The sequence below is a fragment of the Bradyrhizobium sp. SPXBL-02 genome, from assembly GCF_051853065.1.
Classification (GTDB): domain Bacteria; phylum Pseudomonadota; class Alphaproteobacteria; order Rhizobiales; family Xanthobacteraceae; genus Bradyrhizobium.
In genome coordinates this window covers 7644110-7658897 of sequence record NZ_CP182474.1, presented here as the reverse complement: position 1 = coordinate 7658897, position 14788 = coordinate 7644110, and the positions used below count along the sequence as shown (strand labels likewise).

Below are 14788 nucleotides of genomic sequence, written 5' to 3'. Positions count from 1 at the left end.
TTTGTGCCGCTTACTTCCCCGTAAAAACCGCCTTGCGCTTCTCGATGAAGGCCTGCACCGCCTCCTTGTGATCCGCGGTCGTGGTGAGGCGGACCAGCCGTTCGGCTTCGTGGTCGCGCGCGGTTTCGAAGTCGAACAGCAGGGCCTCGTCGAGATTGTCCTTCATGTAGCGCAGCGCGAGGCGCGGGCCTTCGGCCAGCGATCTGGCCAGCGCGAATGCCTCGGTCTGCAACTTGTCGTCGGGCACGACGCGGTTGACGAGCCCGATCGCTTCGGCGCGCGCGGCATCGACGCGGTCGCCGGTGAACATCAATTCGCGCGCCCGCGCGGTGCCGACCAGCCGAGTAAGCAGCCAGGCGATGCCGTAATCGCCGCTGAGCGCGATGCGGGCATAGCCGGTGGCGACGAAGGCCGATTGCGCGGCGATGCGGATGTCGCAGGCCATGGCGATGGCAAGCCCCGCGCCGACCGCGGGACCGGGGAGCGCAGCGATGGTCGGCTTGCGCACCGACACCAGCGCGCCGGTGAGCAGCCGCTGCCGCTCCTGCAGATCGGCGATGCGATCGTCCAGCGACATCTCGAGCTTCTTGGGATCGCGATGCGCGCCCATGCCCTTGACGTTGCCGCCGGCGCAGAAGGCTTCGCCCGCGCCGGTGAGCAGCAGCGCGCCAACGTTCGGATCCTCTGCGCAGGTCCGGATCATGGTGCGCAGCGCCGGCGTCAGCGCATCCGACAGCGAATTGCGCGCCTCCGGCCGGTTCAGCGTAATGATCGCGACGCGGTCGCGGATCGCGCAAAGGAGCTCACTGGTACCGGTGTCGATGGTGGTTTCCGTGGTCATGTCGCCTCCCGCTCTATCGTCATTGCGAGCGAAGCCAAGCAATCCAGAATCCTTCTGTGGAGGCAGTCTGGATTGCTTCGTCGCTTCGCTCCTCGCAATGACGGGTGTTGTTGCTAGCTTGCGTCAAAACCTCTCCACCCAGGGCCGCAGCTCCAGCTCCCAGCTCCAGGCGCTGCGCGGCTGCTGCAGCACGTTCCAATAGCTCTGTGCGATCGCGTCGGGATCGAGCATCGAATCCGGCTTGTCCGCCGGCTCGCTCCGCGCCGCGCTCCTGATGCCGCCATCGATGACGAAATGCGCGACATGGATGCCCTGCGGCGACAATTCGCGCGCCATGCTCTGCGCAAGGCCCCGCAGCGCGAACTTGCCCATCGCGAAGGGAGCGGACTGCGCATAGCCCTTGACGCTGGCGGAGGCGCCGGTGAACAGGATCGCGCCGTGCTGGTTTGGCAGCATGCGCTTGGCCGCCTGCTGCGCCACCAGGAAGCCGCCATAGGCGCTGACCGCGATCGCCTGCGCGACGTCGGCTGGAACGAGGTCGACGAACGGCCCGCGCGTCCGGCCGCTGGCATTGTAGACGACGAGGTCGGGCGTGCCGATCTCGCGCTCGACCAGGCCGAACAGCCGCTCCACCTCGTCGGGCTCGGTGGCGTTGCAGGCATAGGCTTTGGCCCCGGTCTCGGTGCAGAGCGCGCCAAGCTTCTCGATCTTGCGCGCGGCGAGGGCGAGGCGGATGCCCTGCGCCGCAAGCAGGCGCGCCAGCGATGCGCTGAGGCCTTCGCCGGCACCGACGATGAGGGCGATCTTGTATTTCGGATGTTCCATGGCGTGATCTCTCGCAGACGGGGAGCCGCTGATCTAGGCATGGTCCGCGCGGACAACCAGCCGGCACGGCCACAATTCCGCAGGGCGAATTGCTCCCTCGCGGCGATCATGCCGCCCTGACATTTTGCGGCTTTATCGCTGTCCGCGACGGGAGCATGATCGACATCATCCAAAGCGGCAAGCGCAAAGAATTGCCGTGGGACGGAAACGGAGAGGACGATCATGCCCGGACCGGTCACAGCGCAGCCAAAAGATATCGCGGCCGCACCCTCCGGCCTGCTGGCGCCCGATACGTCCGGCATGAATTTCTACCGCGCCGATCCCGCGCTCACGGACCTGCTCCGCATTCATCTGCCGGAGAATCTGTTCCGCCACATCGGGCCGCATCTCGATCGCCTCGGCGGGCTCGCCGGCGGCCATCTCGACGAATGCGCGCGGCTTGCCGACCGCCACACGCCCATCCTGCACCAGCGCGACAAGTTCGGCCGCGACGTGCAATGGATCGAATATCACCCGGCCTATCGCGAATTGGAGAACGCCGCGTTCGGCGATTTCGGTATCCATGCGCTTTCGATCGCTAAGGGCATCATGGGCTGGCCGGACAAATACCCTGTTGTCGCCAAGCATGCCTTCACCTTCCTGTTCAACCAGACCGAATTCGGCATGGGCTGTCCGATCAACGTCACCGACGGCTGCGCCAAGCTCTTGGCGAATTTCGGCAGCGAGGCGCTGAAGGCGAAATATCTCGACGGCCTGACCTCGACCGACATGAGCAAGCTGACCCAGGGCGGCCAGTTCATGACCGAGAAGGAGGGCGGCTCCGATGTCGGCACGCTGACCACGCGCGCGGTGCAGGAGGGCGACCATTGGCGCCTCTATGGCGAGAAATGGTTCTGCTCGAATGCCGACGCCAAGGTGGTGATGCTGCTGGCGCGGCCCGAAGGCGCCGGGCCCGGCACGCGCGGTGTCGGCCTGTTCCTGATGCCGCGCTTCCTCGACGACGGCACGCAGAACCATTACCGGATCGTGCGCCTCAAGGACAAGCTCGGCACCCGCTCGATGGCCTCGGGCGAGATCAAGCTCGAAGGCGCGATCGCCTACGCGGTCGGCAAGCTCGACCGCGGCTTCGTGCAGATGGCCGAGATGGTGAATTCCTCGCGGCTCTCCAACGGCGTCAAGTCCACCGCGCTGATGCGCCGCGCCTATCATGACGCGATGACGGTGGCGAAGAGCCGCGTCGTGTTCGGCCAGCGCATCATTGATCTGCCGCTGGGGCGGCGGCAGATGCTGAAGATCATGCTGCCGGTGGAGCAGGGCCTGTCGATGAGCTTCCTCACGGCGGATGGGCTCGACCGTGCCGAGGCCGGCAGCCAGGACGCCGCGGCGCTGCTGCGCATTCTCACGCCGACGCTCAAATTCCGCGCCACGCGCGATGCACGAAAGGTCTGCGGCGATGCGCTCGAGATGCGCGGCGGCATCGGCTATATCGAGGAATTCGCCACCGCCCGCCTGCTGCGCGATGCGCATCTCGGCTCGGTCTGGGAAGGCACCGGCAACATCGTCGCGATCGATGCGCTGCGGCGGGCGGTCGGTCGTCACGGCGCTGAGGCCGCACTCGCGGCCGATCTGCACGCCCGGCTCGACGACAGCGCCTCGGTGCCGCAGGCCTGGCGCGATCATTTGCGTGGCCTCACCGACCGCGCCGTCGGCTTCGCACGTGAAGTCGCAGGTAAGTCCGAGAACGAAGCCGATGCGCGCCGCGCCACCAGCGTGCTCTATCACGTCGCCAGCGCGGTGGCCCTCGCCTGGGAAGCACACCGCATCCATGAGATGCGCGGCGATGCGCGCCGGCTGCTGCTGTCGCGCCTCGTGATCGACCATCGCGTGACGCCGAACGATCCGTTCCGGCTGACGGAAAATGCCGCGCAAGCGAAGATCGCTTCGCTGCTGCTCGGCGATCGCGCCGCCAGCATGAGCGAGGTTGGCGAACTGGTCCTGGCAGCGTAGGCTGCGCGCTACGATCAAACAAAAAACGCGATAGGGAGTGTTCGATGAAGGCCGCCGTCCTCTATGAAGTCAACCAGCCGCTCGTCATCGAGGACATCAGCCTGCCGAAGCCTGGCCCGCGCGAGGTGCTGATCCGCACCGCGGTCGCTGGCCTCTGCCATTCCGATCTACACTTCATGGAAGGGCTCTATCCGCATCCGCTGCCTGCGGTGCTCGGGCACGAATCTGCCGGCGTGGTCGAGCAGGTCGGCTCCGACGTCACCTATGTCAAGCCGGGCGACCACGTCGTCACGTGTCTCTCCGTCTTCTGTGGCACCTGCGACAATTGCACCACCGGCCGCACCGTGCTCTGCACCGACGCGACGGTGAAGATGCTGCCGGGCGTCTCCAACCGCATGCAATGGTCGAAGCCGGAGAAGCTGCACCAATTTCTCAATCTCTCCTCCTTCGCCGAGCAGATGCTGGTGCACGAGAACGCCATCGTGAAGATCCGCAGGGACATGCCGCTCGATCTCGCCGCGCTGATCGGCTGCGGCGTCATCACCGGCTATGGTGCGGTGGTGAACACCGCGAAGGTGACGGCCGGCGAGACCGTCGCCGTGATCGGCTGCGGCGGCGTCGGCATGGCCGCGATCAACGGCGCGCACATCGCCGGCGCCGGCCGTATCATCGCCATCGACACCAATCCCGCAAAACTCCAGCTCGCGACCAAGCTGGGCGCGACCGACATCATCAACCCGGCCGACGGCGATGTCGTGAAGCAGGTCCGCGACCTCACCAATGGCGGCGTGCATCATTCCTTCGAGGTGCTCGGCCGCAAGGAGACTGCCGAGCAGGCGTTCGGCATGCTCGCTTCCGGCGGCACCGCTACCATCGTCGGCATGATCCCGTTCGGCCAGAAGATCGAGCTGCACGGCTTCGACTTCCTGCGCGAGCGCAAGATCCAGGGCTCCTCGATGGGCTCGAACCATTTCCGCGTGGACATGCCGCGCCTGGTCGATTTCTACCTGCGTGGCCGGCTGCATCTGGAGGACTGGATCTCGGCCAAGCTGAGGCTGAGTGAGATCAACGAAGGCTTTGCCAACATGAAAGCCGGCAAGACGCTGCGCAGCGTGATCGTGTTCGATAGTTGATCCAAAATGACGGTGTCATCGCCCGCGAAGGCGGGCGATCCAGTACGCCGCGGCGGTCGCGTCCGCCCAACTGCCGCCGCGGCGTACTGGATGCCCCGGTCAAGCCGGGGCATGACAGCGGAGAGTGTGTGGTCAGTGTGCCTTCTTCACCGCGACACGTGCGCCGACACTGCCAGCCACGTTCCGTTCGTCTTTGCCCAGCAATCGGTGTACCGCCCGCTCGCCTGCTGACCGTCCGCCGTCGTGTAGCTCGTCGCGGCGTGGATGATCGCGAAGTCACCCATGATGCGGATCTTGACGTCGTGTGCATGCAAATTGCGGATCGCGATCGGCCGCGCCGTCTGCTCCAGGAAGGCGGCGCGGTCGACCAGCGTCTTGTCGGGATTGGAGCAATAGAACTCCGGCGCCAGGATCTCGTCGAAGCGCCTGACGTCGCAGTTCTGCACGGCGGCGACGTAGTCGCGATTGAGTGCGGTGAGCTGCTCGAGGTCGTTGCTCATGGTGCGGCCTGCCTGTCATTCCGGGGCGCGCGGAGCGCGAACCTGGAATCTCGATGTTATCTTACTCCGTCATTGCGAGCGAAGCGAAGCAATCCAGAAATGTCTCCGCGGACGCAGTCTGGATTGCTTCGTCGCAAGAGCTCCTCGCAATGACGGGAAGGACTAATCACCAAATAGTGGCGGCGGCACGAAGCCGCCGAACTCCCGCTCGATCAGCTCGGCGAGCTTGAGCGGCGTCCGGTCTTCTAACCACGGACCGACGATCTGCACGCCGACGGGCAGGCCGCCTTTCGACAGGCCGAGCGGAACCGCCGTCGCAGGCAAGCCCGGAAGCGTTGCGATGCCCGGCCAGGCGAGTTGGTCGGAATACGGGTAATCCTTGCCGTCTATGCTGATCGTTCGCAGGCGCTGCTCCGGCGAGTGATCGTGCGGAAAGGCCGGCGTCGGCATGATCGGGCAGATCACGGCGTCGAAGCTCTTGAATAGTGCCCGCCATTGCGCGCGGAGGACAGCGCGGCTACCCGCATCGAGCACCCAGGCGCGATGGCTCGCGGTGATGCCGCGCAGTCGCTCGGCGCCGAGGCTTGTGTCCTCCGGCGAGAGTTGGCTTGCCCCTGCCTGCGCATCCGCCAGTTCGTCGGGAGGTAAGAACGCGCCGAGAAAGCCGAGCAGCATGCGCATGTAGAGCCGCGACGTCTCCGCGAAGTCCGGAAGCCGCGCGCTCTCGCGTGCGACGGTGACGCCGGCCTTCGCAAGATCGGTTGCAAGCTTGTCGATCGCGCCGCGGACATCCTGGTCGCTCGGCAGCAGCGGATGGCTGTCGATCAACAGGACACGAAAATCCCGCAGCGATTGATGCCGTGCGGCAGGCAAGTCGAGCTTGTAGGCGATCCCCCCGTCGAGCGGATCGGGTCCCGCCATGACGTCGAGCAGCAAGGACAGGTCCGCCGCCGTGCGCGCCATCGGTCCGATGACGGCGAGGTCGCCCTCGCGCGGAATCGCTGGAAACGGCGGCGGGGTCTCGCCGCGCGCCGCGCAGAGATTGATGGTCGGCTTGTGGGCGAAGACGCCGCAATGAAATGCCGGCGCACGCAGGGAGCCGCCGATGTCGGATCCGGTGGCGAGCGCGCAATAGCCTGCGGCGAGGGCTGCCGCCGATCCACCGGACGAACCGCCCGGCGTGCGGCCGAGATCGTAGGGGTTGTTGGTGGTGCCGTAGATGTCGTTGTAGCTCTGCCAGTCGCCGAGCCCGACCGGCACGTTGGTCTTGCCGAGGATCACGCCGCCGGCCTGCTTGATGCGGGCCACCGCCAGCGCGTCTTCCACGGGCTTGAAGTCCTTCTGCGGCACGAATCCCCAGGTCGTCGGCAGGCCGGCGATGTTGAAGGATTCCTTGATTGTCGTGGGCAGGCCGAGCAGCGGCTTGCGCTCGCCGCGCGCCAGCGCCGCATCCGCTTCGCGCGCCGCGACGAGCGCGCGATCGAAATCGCGCACGCACACCGCGTTGATGCTGCCGTCGTGCCGGTCGATACGCGCGATCGCATCCTGCGTGATCTCGACCGCCGAGACCTTCTTCGCATTCAATGCGGCCGACAATTCGACCGCGCTCTTGAAACTCCATTCCGATCCGGCCACGCGCTTCTCCCGCTCTGGTTGTTGAGGGATGATGCGCAGTTTGGCCCAACCTCGCAACGGCTGTTTGATCGAGATTGATATGCTGCTAGCCCTTAGCGGCACGGCCAACACCAAGTCGGTGTCATCGCCCGGCTTGACCGGGCGATCCAGTACTCCGCGGCGCCAGTTGTGTGAGTGAACTGCCGCCGCGGAATACTGGATGCCCCGGTCAAGCCGGGGCATGACAGCGAATGTGATGCGAACTACGCCGCCCCGATCACGATCCCCACCGCCAGCACGATGGCGCCGCCGAGCACGATCTGGAACACGGCCTGGAGGAACGGCGTGTCCATGTAGCGCGAGCGGATGAAGGCGATCGCCCACAATTCGAAGAACACGACGACGCAGGCGATCGCTGTTGCAATCCAGAACGCATTGGCCCAGCTGTCGGGTACCAGATAAGGCGCGGTGTGGCCGAGCCCGCCGAGCGTCGTCATCGCGCCGCAGGTGATGCCGCGCAGCCAGGGCGAGCCGCGCCCCGTCAGCGAGCCGTCGTCGGACAGCGCTTCCGCAAACCCCATGCTGATTCCGGCCCCGATCGAGGCGGCAAGGCCGACCAGGAATGTCTGCCAGTTCTGGTGCGTGGCGAACGCCGCCGCAAACAGCGGTGCCAGCGTCGAGACCGATCCGTCCATCAAGCCGGCGAGGCCCGGCTGCACATATTGCAGCACGAACATGCGCCGGCGCGTGCGGTCCTCCTCGGCGCGCACGTCGGGCTTCAGGATCTCGTCGGTCAGCCTCGCCGCGGTGTGCTCGTGGCTCTTCTCGGCCTCGGCGAGATCGCCGAGCAGCCGGCGTACGTTGACGTCCTCGGCCTGCTCGGCGGCCTTGGCATAGAAGCGCTCGGCCTCGAGCTCCATGGTCTCGACTTCCCGGCGGATCGTGTCGAGCGGCAGGTTCTTGGTCAGCCAGATCGGGCGGCGGCGCAGGAAACCCTTGACGTCCTCGCGGCGGATCGGCGGCAGGTGCTGGCCGAAGCGCTGCTCGTACATTTCCAGGAGCATGTGGCGATGGCCGCGCTCCTCCTCGGCCATCTGCTCGAACAGTTTTGCCGAGTCCGGATAGCGCTCCTTCAGATCCTCGGCGAAGGTCATGTAGATGCGGCTGTCCTCCTCCTCGGAGGAGATCGCGACCGCCAGCACCTCGCGCTCAGTCAGATCGGCAAAAGTCTTCACGGCGGCCCTGTCACTATAGTTTAGAATAGTTCTAAACTATAGAGCGCTGCCGGTTCCGGGTCAAATCAGGCCGCGTGGGCCTTTGCAAGGAAGTCGAGCAGCAGCCGGCTCACCGCGGCCGGCTGCTCCTGTTGCACCCAATGGCCGGCGCCGTCGACGAGATGGCAGCCGAGCATCTTGGTGCAGCCGCGGCCCTGCATCGCCTCGAATACGCCCGGCCGCTGATAAGTGCCCCAATCCTGCTTGCCCGAGATGAAGCAGGAGGGCACGTCGATGCTGCGGCCGGCAAACAATTGCATCTCGTTGTTGAGCATGCCCGACGTGCCGTAGCGGTACCATTGCAGCCCGCCCTGGAATCCTGTGCGGCTGTATTCGGCGCTGTAATAGGTGAGGTCGCTGTCCGGCAGCCATAGGTTCGCGGCGATTGCGGCGGGCGAGGGCATCTCCTTCGCGACCGTCTCCGCCATGGTCTCGTGCAAGTCCATCACGTAATAGGTCGGCAGCTTCGCCAGCTCCTGCGCCGACCATGCTTGCAGCGGAAAGGGCTTGTTGTCGGTCCAGTCCGCGCTCTTGTGATGATAATAGGCGCGCAGGAAATCATGCACGCCTTGCGGCGCGAGCTGCATGTCGGCGTTGGCCGGACGGGTCGCGTAGTACCATTGATAGTGCTTTCGCGGCCGCGGCAGCGCGGCGAGCTCGCGATGCACGGGGTCTTCCACCGCGGGCTTTGCCGGATTGTCGACTGTGCCGAACGGCAACGGCGGCGGTCCGCCGAACGGCGCGCTCATCAGCGTCACCGAGCGAAACACGTCGGGCCGGATCAAGGCGCACCAGGCCGCAACCGGGCTGCCGAAATCGTGCCCGGCGAGATCGACCTGCCTGTAACCGAACGCCGACACCAGGCCGAGCGCATCGCGCACGAGATTGAAGAGCGAGAACGGCGCGAGATCGTCGCCATGCTCCGCGCTCCATCCCGTCGTGCGCCCATAGCCGCGCTGGTCCGGTGCGATCACGTGGTAGCCGGCCGCGGCGAGCGCCGGCATCACCTTGCGCCAGGAGAAGGCGAGCTCGGGAAAGCCGTGCAGCAGCAGGATGCAGGGCCGGCCCTTGGTCTCGAAGCCGGCCTCCAGCACATGCATCCGCAAGCCGTTGATGCCGTCGACGTAGCGCGAGCGGATCCCGGCGGGGAGGGGGATGTCGGGGAGTGCGGTCATCGTTACCTCCACTTGAGCGTCTCTTACCCTCCCCTGGAGGGGGAGGGTCGATCGCGCGAAGCGCGAGCGGGGTGGGGTGATCTCTCCACTCGGGCAGTATTCAACGAGGATAGACCGTCACCCCACCTCGGTTCGCATTCCGCTTCGCTGCATGCGAACCGATCCTCCCCCTCCAGGGGAGGATGGGAGTTCGCCGTGCGAGCTCGGCTAAATCACACCGCCGCGCACACGAACGCGTTGCCCTTGCGCCGGATCTTCCCCACCGACGGCGAGGGAAAATGCGCCGTGCAGCACAGCGTGTCGGTGTCGCAATAGCGCTCCAGGAAGCTGCGGCGCGTTTTCGCGGCTGCAGCCGGATCGACGTCGAATTTGATCGACAGCTCCGGATAGAGCGTCTGCAGCGGCGAGTGCATGAGGTCGCCGGAGAACACCGCATCGTCCTTGCCGCGGCCCATCGTGATGGCGATATGGCCGGGCGTGTGGCCGGGTGTCGGCAGGATGCGGACGTGGTCGCCGATCTCGTGGTCGTTGCCGACGAGCTCGTGCCTGTTAGCCTCGACCACCGGCAACACGCTGTCAGCGAAAGGCGGGATCTCCGTCTTCGCATTCTGCTCGGACCAGTGATCGAATTCCTGCTTGGCGAAGATGTAACGCGCCTTGGGGAAGGTCGGTACCCAGCGGCCGTTCTGAAGCCGCGTGTTCCAGCCGACGTGGTCGACATGCAGATGTGTGCACATCACGAAGTCGATGTCGTCGACCCCGAACCCGGCGGCGCTGAGGCCGCGCAGATACGTGTCGTCAGTCTTCATGTTCCATTTCGGCCGATTGGGGCGCAGCTTGTCGTTGCCGATGCAGCTGTCGACCAGGATGGTGTGGTGCGGTGTCTTCACCACGTAGGACTGGAAGCACAGCAGCAGCACGTCCTGCTCGTCCAGCGCCTTCGCCTCGCGCATCCAGGCCCGGTTCTCGGCCAGCACGTCCGCCGTCAGTCCCGGCAGCATTTCCAGCGCCGGGACGAACGAGGTCTCCTGCTCGATGACGCGATGGATGGTGAGATCGCCGACCGAGAATTTGAGGCTCATGAGAACTCCCGAAATTTTATGCGGGCGGCGGCACCGAGATTTTCACCGAGGGCCGCTCCAGCATCTTCTGGTGGAAGGCGTCGAGCTTCGGATAGGCCTTGCGCCAGCCGCAATCGGCGAAGCGGAAGTCGGCATAGCCGAGCACGCAAACGAGGCCGATCTGCGAGATGTCGAACGGGCCGTTCAGCACGTCAGGCATGTTCTCGAAGCGCGCCATGCCGGTCCAGGCCCTGTTCCAGTGATCGTCCGACCAGGCCTGCCATTGCAGGCCCTGCGGCCGCACCATCTTCTCGTAGCGGCACAGCAGCATGGAATCGAGCATGCCGTTGATCAGCGAGTGATTGGTCTTGGCCTTCCAGCGCCGCGGGCCGTAATCCGGGATCAGGCTGCCGCCGGCCATCTCGTTGAGATATTCGACGATGACGTAGGAATCCAGGATCACGTCGCCGTCGTTGGTGATCAGCACCGGCAGCTTCTTCAGCGGCGTGATCTTCGAATAGTCCTCGTTGGCCGTGCCCGGCGCGACGCTCGCGGGCACGAGCTCGATCTTGTCGATCAGCCCGAGCTCGATCGCAGCGATGCGCACCTTGCGGGCAAAGGGCGAGGCGGGGGAGAAGGTGAGCTTCATGGGAATGTCCTGCGCGGTGACCGGCAATTGGTTTTCGTTATTGCGAGGAGCCCGCGACAAATTGCAAAGCAATTTTGCGCTGGCGACGAAGCAATCCAGAGTGTCGCCGCGGTGGGATTCTGGATTGCTTCGCTTCGCTCGCAATGACGGGGAGAGGGCGGAGGCTTACGCCGCGATGATCTCCTGGCGCTGCTCGCCGAGACCTTCGATGCCGAGCGTCACGACGTCGCCGACATTGAGGAAGGTCGGCGGCTTCATGCCGAGGCCGACGCCGGGAGGGGTGCCGGTGGTGATGACGTCGCCGGGGAGGAGCGTCATGAACTGCGAGACATAGGAGATGCACTTGGCCATCGAGAAGATCATGGTCTTGGTCGAGCCGGTCTGGCGGCGCTGGCCGTTGACGTCGAGCCACATCGACAGGTTCTGCACGTCCTTGATCTCGTCCTTGGTCGCGAGCCACGGCCCGAGCGGGCCGAACGTGTCGTGCGACTTGCCCTTGGTCCACTGGCCCAGGCGCTCGATCTGGAAGGCGCGCTCGGAGACGTCGTTGCAGACGCAATAGCCGGCGACGTGGTTCAGCGCGTCGGCTTCCGAGACGTATTTGGCGCGGGTGCCGATGATGGCGGCGATCTCGACCTCCCAGTCGAGCTTGGTCGAGCCGCGCGGCTTCTCGACCGGATCGTTCGGGCCCGACAGCGAGGTGTTGGCCTTCATGAAGATGATCGGCTCGCTCGGGATCTCCGCGCCGGTCTCCTTGGCATGATCGGAATAGTTGAGGCCGATCGCGATGAATTTCGAGATGCCGGTGACGGGCGCGCCGAACCGCGGCTTGCCGGAGACGGCGGGCAGCGAGGCGGGATCGAGCGCCGCCAGCTTCTTCAAAGATTCCGGCGAATAGGCCTCACCCGTGAAGTCCTTCACATGCGCCGACAGGTCGCGCAACTGGCCGGATCTGTCGATCAGGCCGGGCTTTTCCGCCCCCTTCTCGCCATAACGAACAAGCTTCATTCTCGTTTCTCCCTGGAGATTGGACCGATCGGTTGAATAGCTTCTTGGAACAGGGCGGCAGGAAATTCAACCGCTCAAAAGCGGCGCATTGCAGCCCCCCGATTCCGGCGCTCGTAGGGTGGGCAAAGGCGCAAGGCGCCGTGCCCACCATCTCTTCCAGTTAGCCCGGACCGGTGGGCACGCTTCGCTTTGCCCACCCTGCGAAGCCTATGATTGCAGCGCCACAAACCTGAACGCGTCCCCATCCCGCTTGATATGCCCGGCCGAATAGTGCCCGCCGATCACCAGCGTCGGCGTGTCGGCGAAGCGCGAGAACACCGCGCGCCGGCTTGCCGCCGATTGCGCGGGGTTGGTATCCACCGTCGAGCACCACTCCAGATGCGCCATCTGGCACGGATGATGGGCGACGTCGCCGGTCAGCAGCGCCTGCTCGCCGTCGGATTCGATCAGGACGCTCATATGCCCCGGGCTGTGACCGGGGGTCGGAATCAGCTTGATCTCCTCGCAGAGCCGGTGGTCGCTCGGGATCAGCTCGGCCTGGCCGGCATCGACCACCGGCTTCACGGAATCGTTGAACACCGCGACCTTGTCCGGCTCGGCCGTGTATTCACGCCAATGCTCATATTCGGTCTTGCCGAAGACATAGCGCGCCTTCGGGAAGGTCGGCACCCATCGGCCATCGACCAGTCGTGTATTCCAGCCGACATGGTCGACGTGAAGATGCGTGCACAGCACGGTGTCGATGCTGTCGGGCGGAAAGCCGGCCGCAATCATCGTCTCCAGGAACGGCGAGCTGCGGTTGTTCCAGGTGGGCACGCTGCGGCCCTGCTTGTCGTTGCCGAGGCCGGTATCGACCACGATGCGGCGCGAGGGTGTCTGCACCACGAGCGAATGGATCGACATCTTCAGTCGGCCTTCTTCTGTGGCGTAATGCGGGATCAGCCAGGGCAGCTTCTGGATCTCGTCATTGGTGGCTGCCGGCAGGATGAAGCGGGTCGAGCCGACCGTCTCCATTTCGACGAATTTCGTGATCCTGACCTTGCCGACCTTCCACTGCATCCGGCGCCTCCCCGTATTCTTGCTCTTGCGCTGGAACATGCACATTTTCTGCCATCGAGCGCAATGGATCATCTGACGCGGTGCGGCGTTATCGCCGGAACCCGAGACAGACGCCGAAGGGGAAGCCATGCCAGAGCTTGCGATTTCCGCGGAGAAGGTCGCCTTCATCATCGAGAAGGCGCGCGAATTCGACGTCAAGGAGGGGGCTTCTGATCCCGACTCCGGCTCGAACGCGGCCGATGACGATATGATGGACGTCCTCGACGATGACGGCTCCGACCCTGTCGTCCAGGAGCTCGGAAGCTTCATGATCGCCTTGAACGAGGACGAGCAACTCGATCTCGTCGCGCTGACCTGGCTCGGCCGCGGCGACGGCTCGATCGATGAATGGGACGATCTGCGCGCCCGCGCGGTGGAGGCGCGGCGCGAGTATAGCAGCCCGCGCCGCGAAACCGTGCACTATCTGCTCGGCGAGCCGATGCTGGGCGACCTGCTTGCGAACGGCCTCGACGAATTCGGCGTCGATTGGACCGATGAGCGCACCACCGCCGATTCCTCCGCTCCGAGCCAGCAGGATGAGGACGAGCCGACCAAGCAGCGGTGATGATCTTACCTCGCCCCGCTTGCGGGGAGAGGTCGGCGCGAAGCGCCGCGTGAGGGGGACTCTCCGCGAGTCCGACTGTCACCGTGTTTGCGGAGAGAGCCCCTCACCCCAACCCTCTCAGCGCGAGCGAAGCTCGTCGCGGCCCCGTAAGAATGGGGCGAGGGAGTACACCTGCGATGATGCGTTACAGCGTCCCCGGGAAAGCACCACCATCCAGCAGGATGTTCTGTCCGGTGATGAAGCCGGCCTTGGCGCCGCACAGGAAGGCGCAGGCATAGCCGAACTCGTCGGGCTGGCCGAAGCGGCCGGCGGGGTTGAGCTTGGCGCGCTCGGCCAGGATCTGCTCAGGGCTGACGCCGCGCTTGTCGGCCTCGGCCTTCGCGGTGCCGGTGAGGCGATCGGTCTCGAACGGGCCCGGCAACAAGCCATTGATGGTGACGTTATTGATGACTGTCTTGCGCGACAGGCCGGCGATGAAGCCGGTGAGGCCGGCGCGTGCGCCGTTGGAGAGGCCGAGGATGTCGATCGGCGCCTTCACCGCCGCCGAGGTGATGTTGACGATGCGGCCGAACTTGCGCGCCATCATGCCGTCCACGGTCGCCTTGATCAGCTCGATCGGGGTGAGCATGTTGGCGTCGATCGCCTTGATCCAGTCGTCGCGGGTCCAGTTGCGGAAATCGCCGGGCGGCGGGCCGCCGGCATTGTTGATCAGGATGTCGGGCTCGGGGCAGGCCTTCAGCACCGCCTCGCGGCCCGCCGGCGTCGTGATGTCGCCGACGATCTCGGTGACCGTCACGTCGGGATAGGCCTTGCGGATCTCATCGGCCGTCTTCTTCAGCGCTTCGGCGCCGCGCGCGGTCAGCGTGACGTGAACGCCGGCCTCCGCCAGCGAGATGGCGCAGGCGCGCCCGAGGCCCTTGCTGGATGCGCAGACGATGGCGCGGCGACCTTTGATCCCAAGATCCACTGTTTCACTCCCGTAACTATCAGGCAGGTTTTGGACGGGCCGCACTCTAGCCAAGTGCGACGCCGCTGATA

Annotated in this window: 14 protein-coding genes; 3 read left to right on the top strand and 11 right to left on the bottom strand. The window is 65.3% G+C overall.

What is annotated here, in order from left to right:
* Positions 1-10: 10 nt before the first annotated feature.
* Together ACNJYD_RS35585 and ACNJYD_RS35580 are read right to left on the bottom strand one after the other, a co-directional pair.
* The gene (locus ACNJYD_RS35585) at positions 11-841 is read right to left on the bottom strand and encodes an enoyl-CoA hydratase (protein WP_439364742.1); all 831 of its coding nucleotides are present in this window, start codon (positions 839-841) and stop codon (positions 11-13) included.
* Between the two features lie 123 nt (positions 842-964).
* Positions 965-1666, bottom strand: a complete 702-nt coding sequence (locus tag ACNJYD_RS35580) for an SDR family oxidoreductase (protein WP_439364741.1) — start codon at positions 1664-1666, stop codon at positions 965-967.
* A gap of 222 nt (positions 1667-1888) precedes the next feature.
* Here ACNJYD_RS35580 and ACNJYD_RS35575 point away from each other — a divergent pair, with 222 nt between their 5' ends.
* The gene (locus ACNJYD_RS35575; RefSeq protein ID WP_439364740.1) at positions 1889-3673 is read left to right on the top strand and encodes an acyl-CoA dehydrogenase family protein; all 1785 of its coding nucleotides are present in this window, start codon (positions 1889-1891) and stop codon (positions 3671-3673) included.
* Between the two features lie 44 nt (positions 3674-3717).
* Complete coding sequence (locus tag ACNJYD_RS35570) at positions 3718-4806, top strand: Zn-dependent alcohol dehydrogenase (protein ID WP_439364739.1); 1089 nt, start codon at positions 3718-3720, stop codon at positions 4804-4806.
* A gap of 146 nt (positions 4807-4952) precedes the next feature.
* Here the strand turns inward: ACNJYD_RS35570 and ACNJYD_RS35565 are convergent, their stop codons facing one another.
* The 8 genes from ACNJYD_RS35565 to ACNJYD_RS35530 all read right to left on the bottom strand — a co-directional run bounded on the left by ACNJYD_RS35565 (position 4953) and on the right by ACNJYD_RS35530 (position 13146).
* Positions 4953-5306: a nuclear transport factor 2 family protein gene (locus ACNJYD_RS35565; protein WP_439364738.1), complete on the bottom strand. Its 354-nt coding sequence runs from the start codon at positions 5304-5306 to the stop codon at positions 4953-4955.
* 162 nt (positions 5307-5468) lie between these two features.
* A complete protein-coding gene (locus ACNJYD_RS35560; protein WP_439364737.1) occupies positions 5469-6941 on the bottom strand; it encodes an amidase in 1473 nt (490 codons plus the stop codon).
* Between the two features lie 242 nt (positions 6942-7183).
* Complete coding sequence (gene mbfA / locus ACNJYD_RS35555) at positions 7184-8155, bottom strand: iron exporter MbfA (protein WP_439364736.1); 972 nt, start codon at positions 8153-8155, stop codon at positions 7184-7186.
* Positions 8156-8220: 65 nt separating this feature from the next.
* The gene (locus ACNJYD_RS35550) at positions 8221-9369 is read right to left on the bottom strand and encodes an alpha/beta fold hydrolase (protein WP_439364735.1); all 1149 of its coding nucleotides are present in this window, start codon (positions 9367-9369) and stop codon (positions 8221-8223) included.
* A 212-nt stretch (positions 9370-9581) separates the two neighbouring features.
* Positions 9582-10451 (bottom strand): MBL fold metallo-hydrolase, encoded by an 870-nt coding sequence (locus tag ACNJYD_RS35545; RefSeq protein WP_439364734.1) that lies wholly within the window; start codon positions 10449-10451, stop codon positions 9582-9584.
* 16 nt (positions 10452-10467) lie between these two features.
* Positions 10468-11079 carry a glutathione S-transferase family protein gene (locus tag ACNJYD_RS35540; protein ID WP_212260054.1) on the bottom strand — a complete coding sequence of 204 codons (612 nt, stop codon included), beginning with the start codon at positions 11077-11079 and terminating at the stop codon, positions 10468-10470.
* A gap of 165 nt (positions 11080-11244) precedes the next feature.
* Positions 11245-12087, bottom strand: coding sequence for a fumarylacetoacetate hydrolase family protein (locus ACNJYD_RS35535; RefSeq protein WP_260381086.1), 843 nt, complete (start codon positions 12085-12087; stop codon positions 11245-11247).
* A gap of 207 nt (positions 12088-12294) precedes the next feature.
* On the bottom strand, positions 12295-13146 hold the full coding sequence (locus tag ACNJYD_RS35530) for an MBL fold metallo-hydrolase (protein WP_439364733.1): 852 nt from the start codon (positions 13144-13146) through the stop codon (positions 12295-12297).
* Between the two features lie 127 nt (positions 13147-13273).
* On the opposite strand from ACNJYD_RS35530, the gene ACNJYD_RS35525 reads away from it, so the two are divergent.
* Positions 13274-13750: a DUF3775 domain-containing protein gene (locus ACNJYD_RS35525; protein ID WP_439364732.1), complete on the top strand. Its 477-nt coding sequence runs from the start codon at positions 13274-13276 to the stop codon at positions 13748-13750.
* Between the two features lie 184 nt (positions 13751-13934).
* Here ACNJYD_RS35525 and ACNJYD_RS35520 read toward each other — a convergent pair whose 3' ends face one another.
* On the bottom strand, positions 13935-14717 hold the full coding sequence (locus tag ACNJYD_RS35520) for an SDR family oxidoreductase (protein WP_122405833.1): 783 nt from the start codon (positions 14715-14717) through the stop codon (positions 13935-13937).
* Positions 14718-14788: the final 71 nt, after the last annotated feature.

Bases quoted from the DNA above. Each gene is read 5' to 3' on its own strand.
- ACNJYD_RS35585 (WP_439364742.1), bottom strand. From the start codon at position 841: ATGACCACGGAAACCACCATCGACACCGGTACCAGTGAGCTCCTTTGC.
- ACNJYD_RS35580 (WP_439364741.1), bottom strand. From the start codon at position 1,666: ATGGAACATCCGAAATACAAGATCGCCCTCATCGTCGGTGCCGGCGAA.
- ACNJYD_RS35575 (WP_439364740.1), top strand. From the start codon at position 1,889: ATGCCCGGACCGGTCACAGCGCAGCCAAAAGATATCGCGGCCGCACCC.
- ACNJYD_RS35570 (WP_439364739.1), top strand. From the start codon at position 3,718: ATGAAGGCCGCCGTCCTCTATGAAGTCAACCAGCCGCTCGTCATCGAG.
- ACNJYD_RS35565 (WP_439364738.1), bottom strand. From the start codon at position 5,306: ATGAGCAACGACCTCGAGCAGCTCACCGCACTCAATCGCGACTACGTC.
- ACNJYD_RS35550 (WP_439364735.1), bottom strand. From the start codon at position 9,369: ATGACCGCACTCCCCGACATCCCCCTCCCCGCCGGGATCCGCTCGCGC.
- ACNJYD_RS35545 (WP_439364734.1), bottom strand. From the start codon at position 10,451: ATGAGCCTCAAATTCTCGGTCGGCGATCTCACCATCCATCGCGTCATC.
- ACNJYD_RS35540 (WP_212260054.1), bottom strand. From the start codon at position 11,079: ATGAAGCTCACCTTCTCCCCCGCCTCGCCCTTTGCCCGCAAGGTGCGC.
- ACNJYD_RS35535 (WP_260381086.1), bottom strand. From the start codon at position 12,087: ATGAAGCTTGTTCGTTATGGCGAGAAGGGGGCGGAAAAGCCCGGCCTG.
- ACNJYD_RS35530 (WP_439364733.1), bottom strand. From the start codon at position 13,146: ATGCAGTGGAAGGTCGGCAAGGTCAGGATCACGAAATTCGTCGAAATG.
- ACNJYD_RS35525 (WP_439364732.1), top strand. From the start codon at position 13,274: ATGCCAGAGCTTGCGATTTCCGCGGAGAAGGTCGCCTTCATCATCGAG.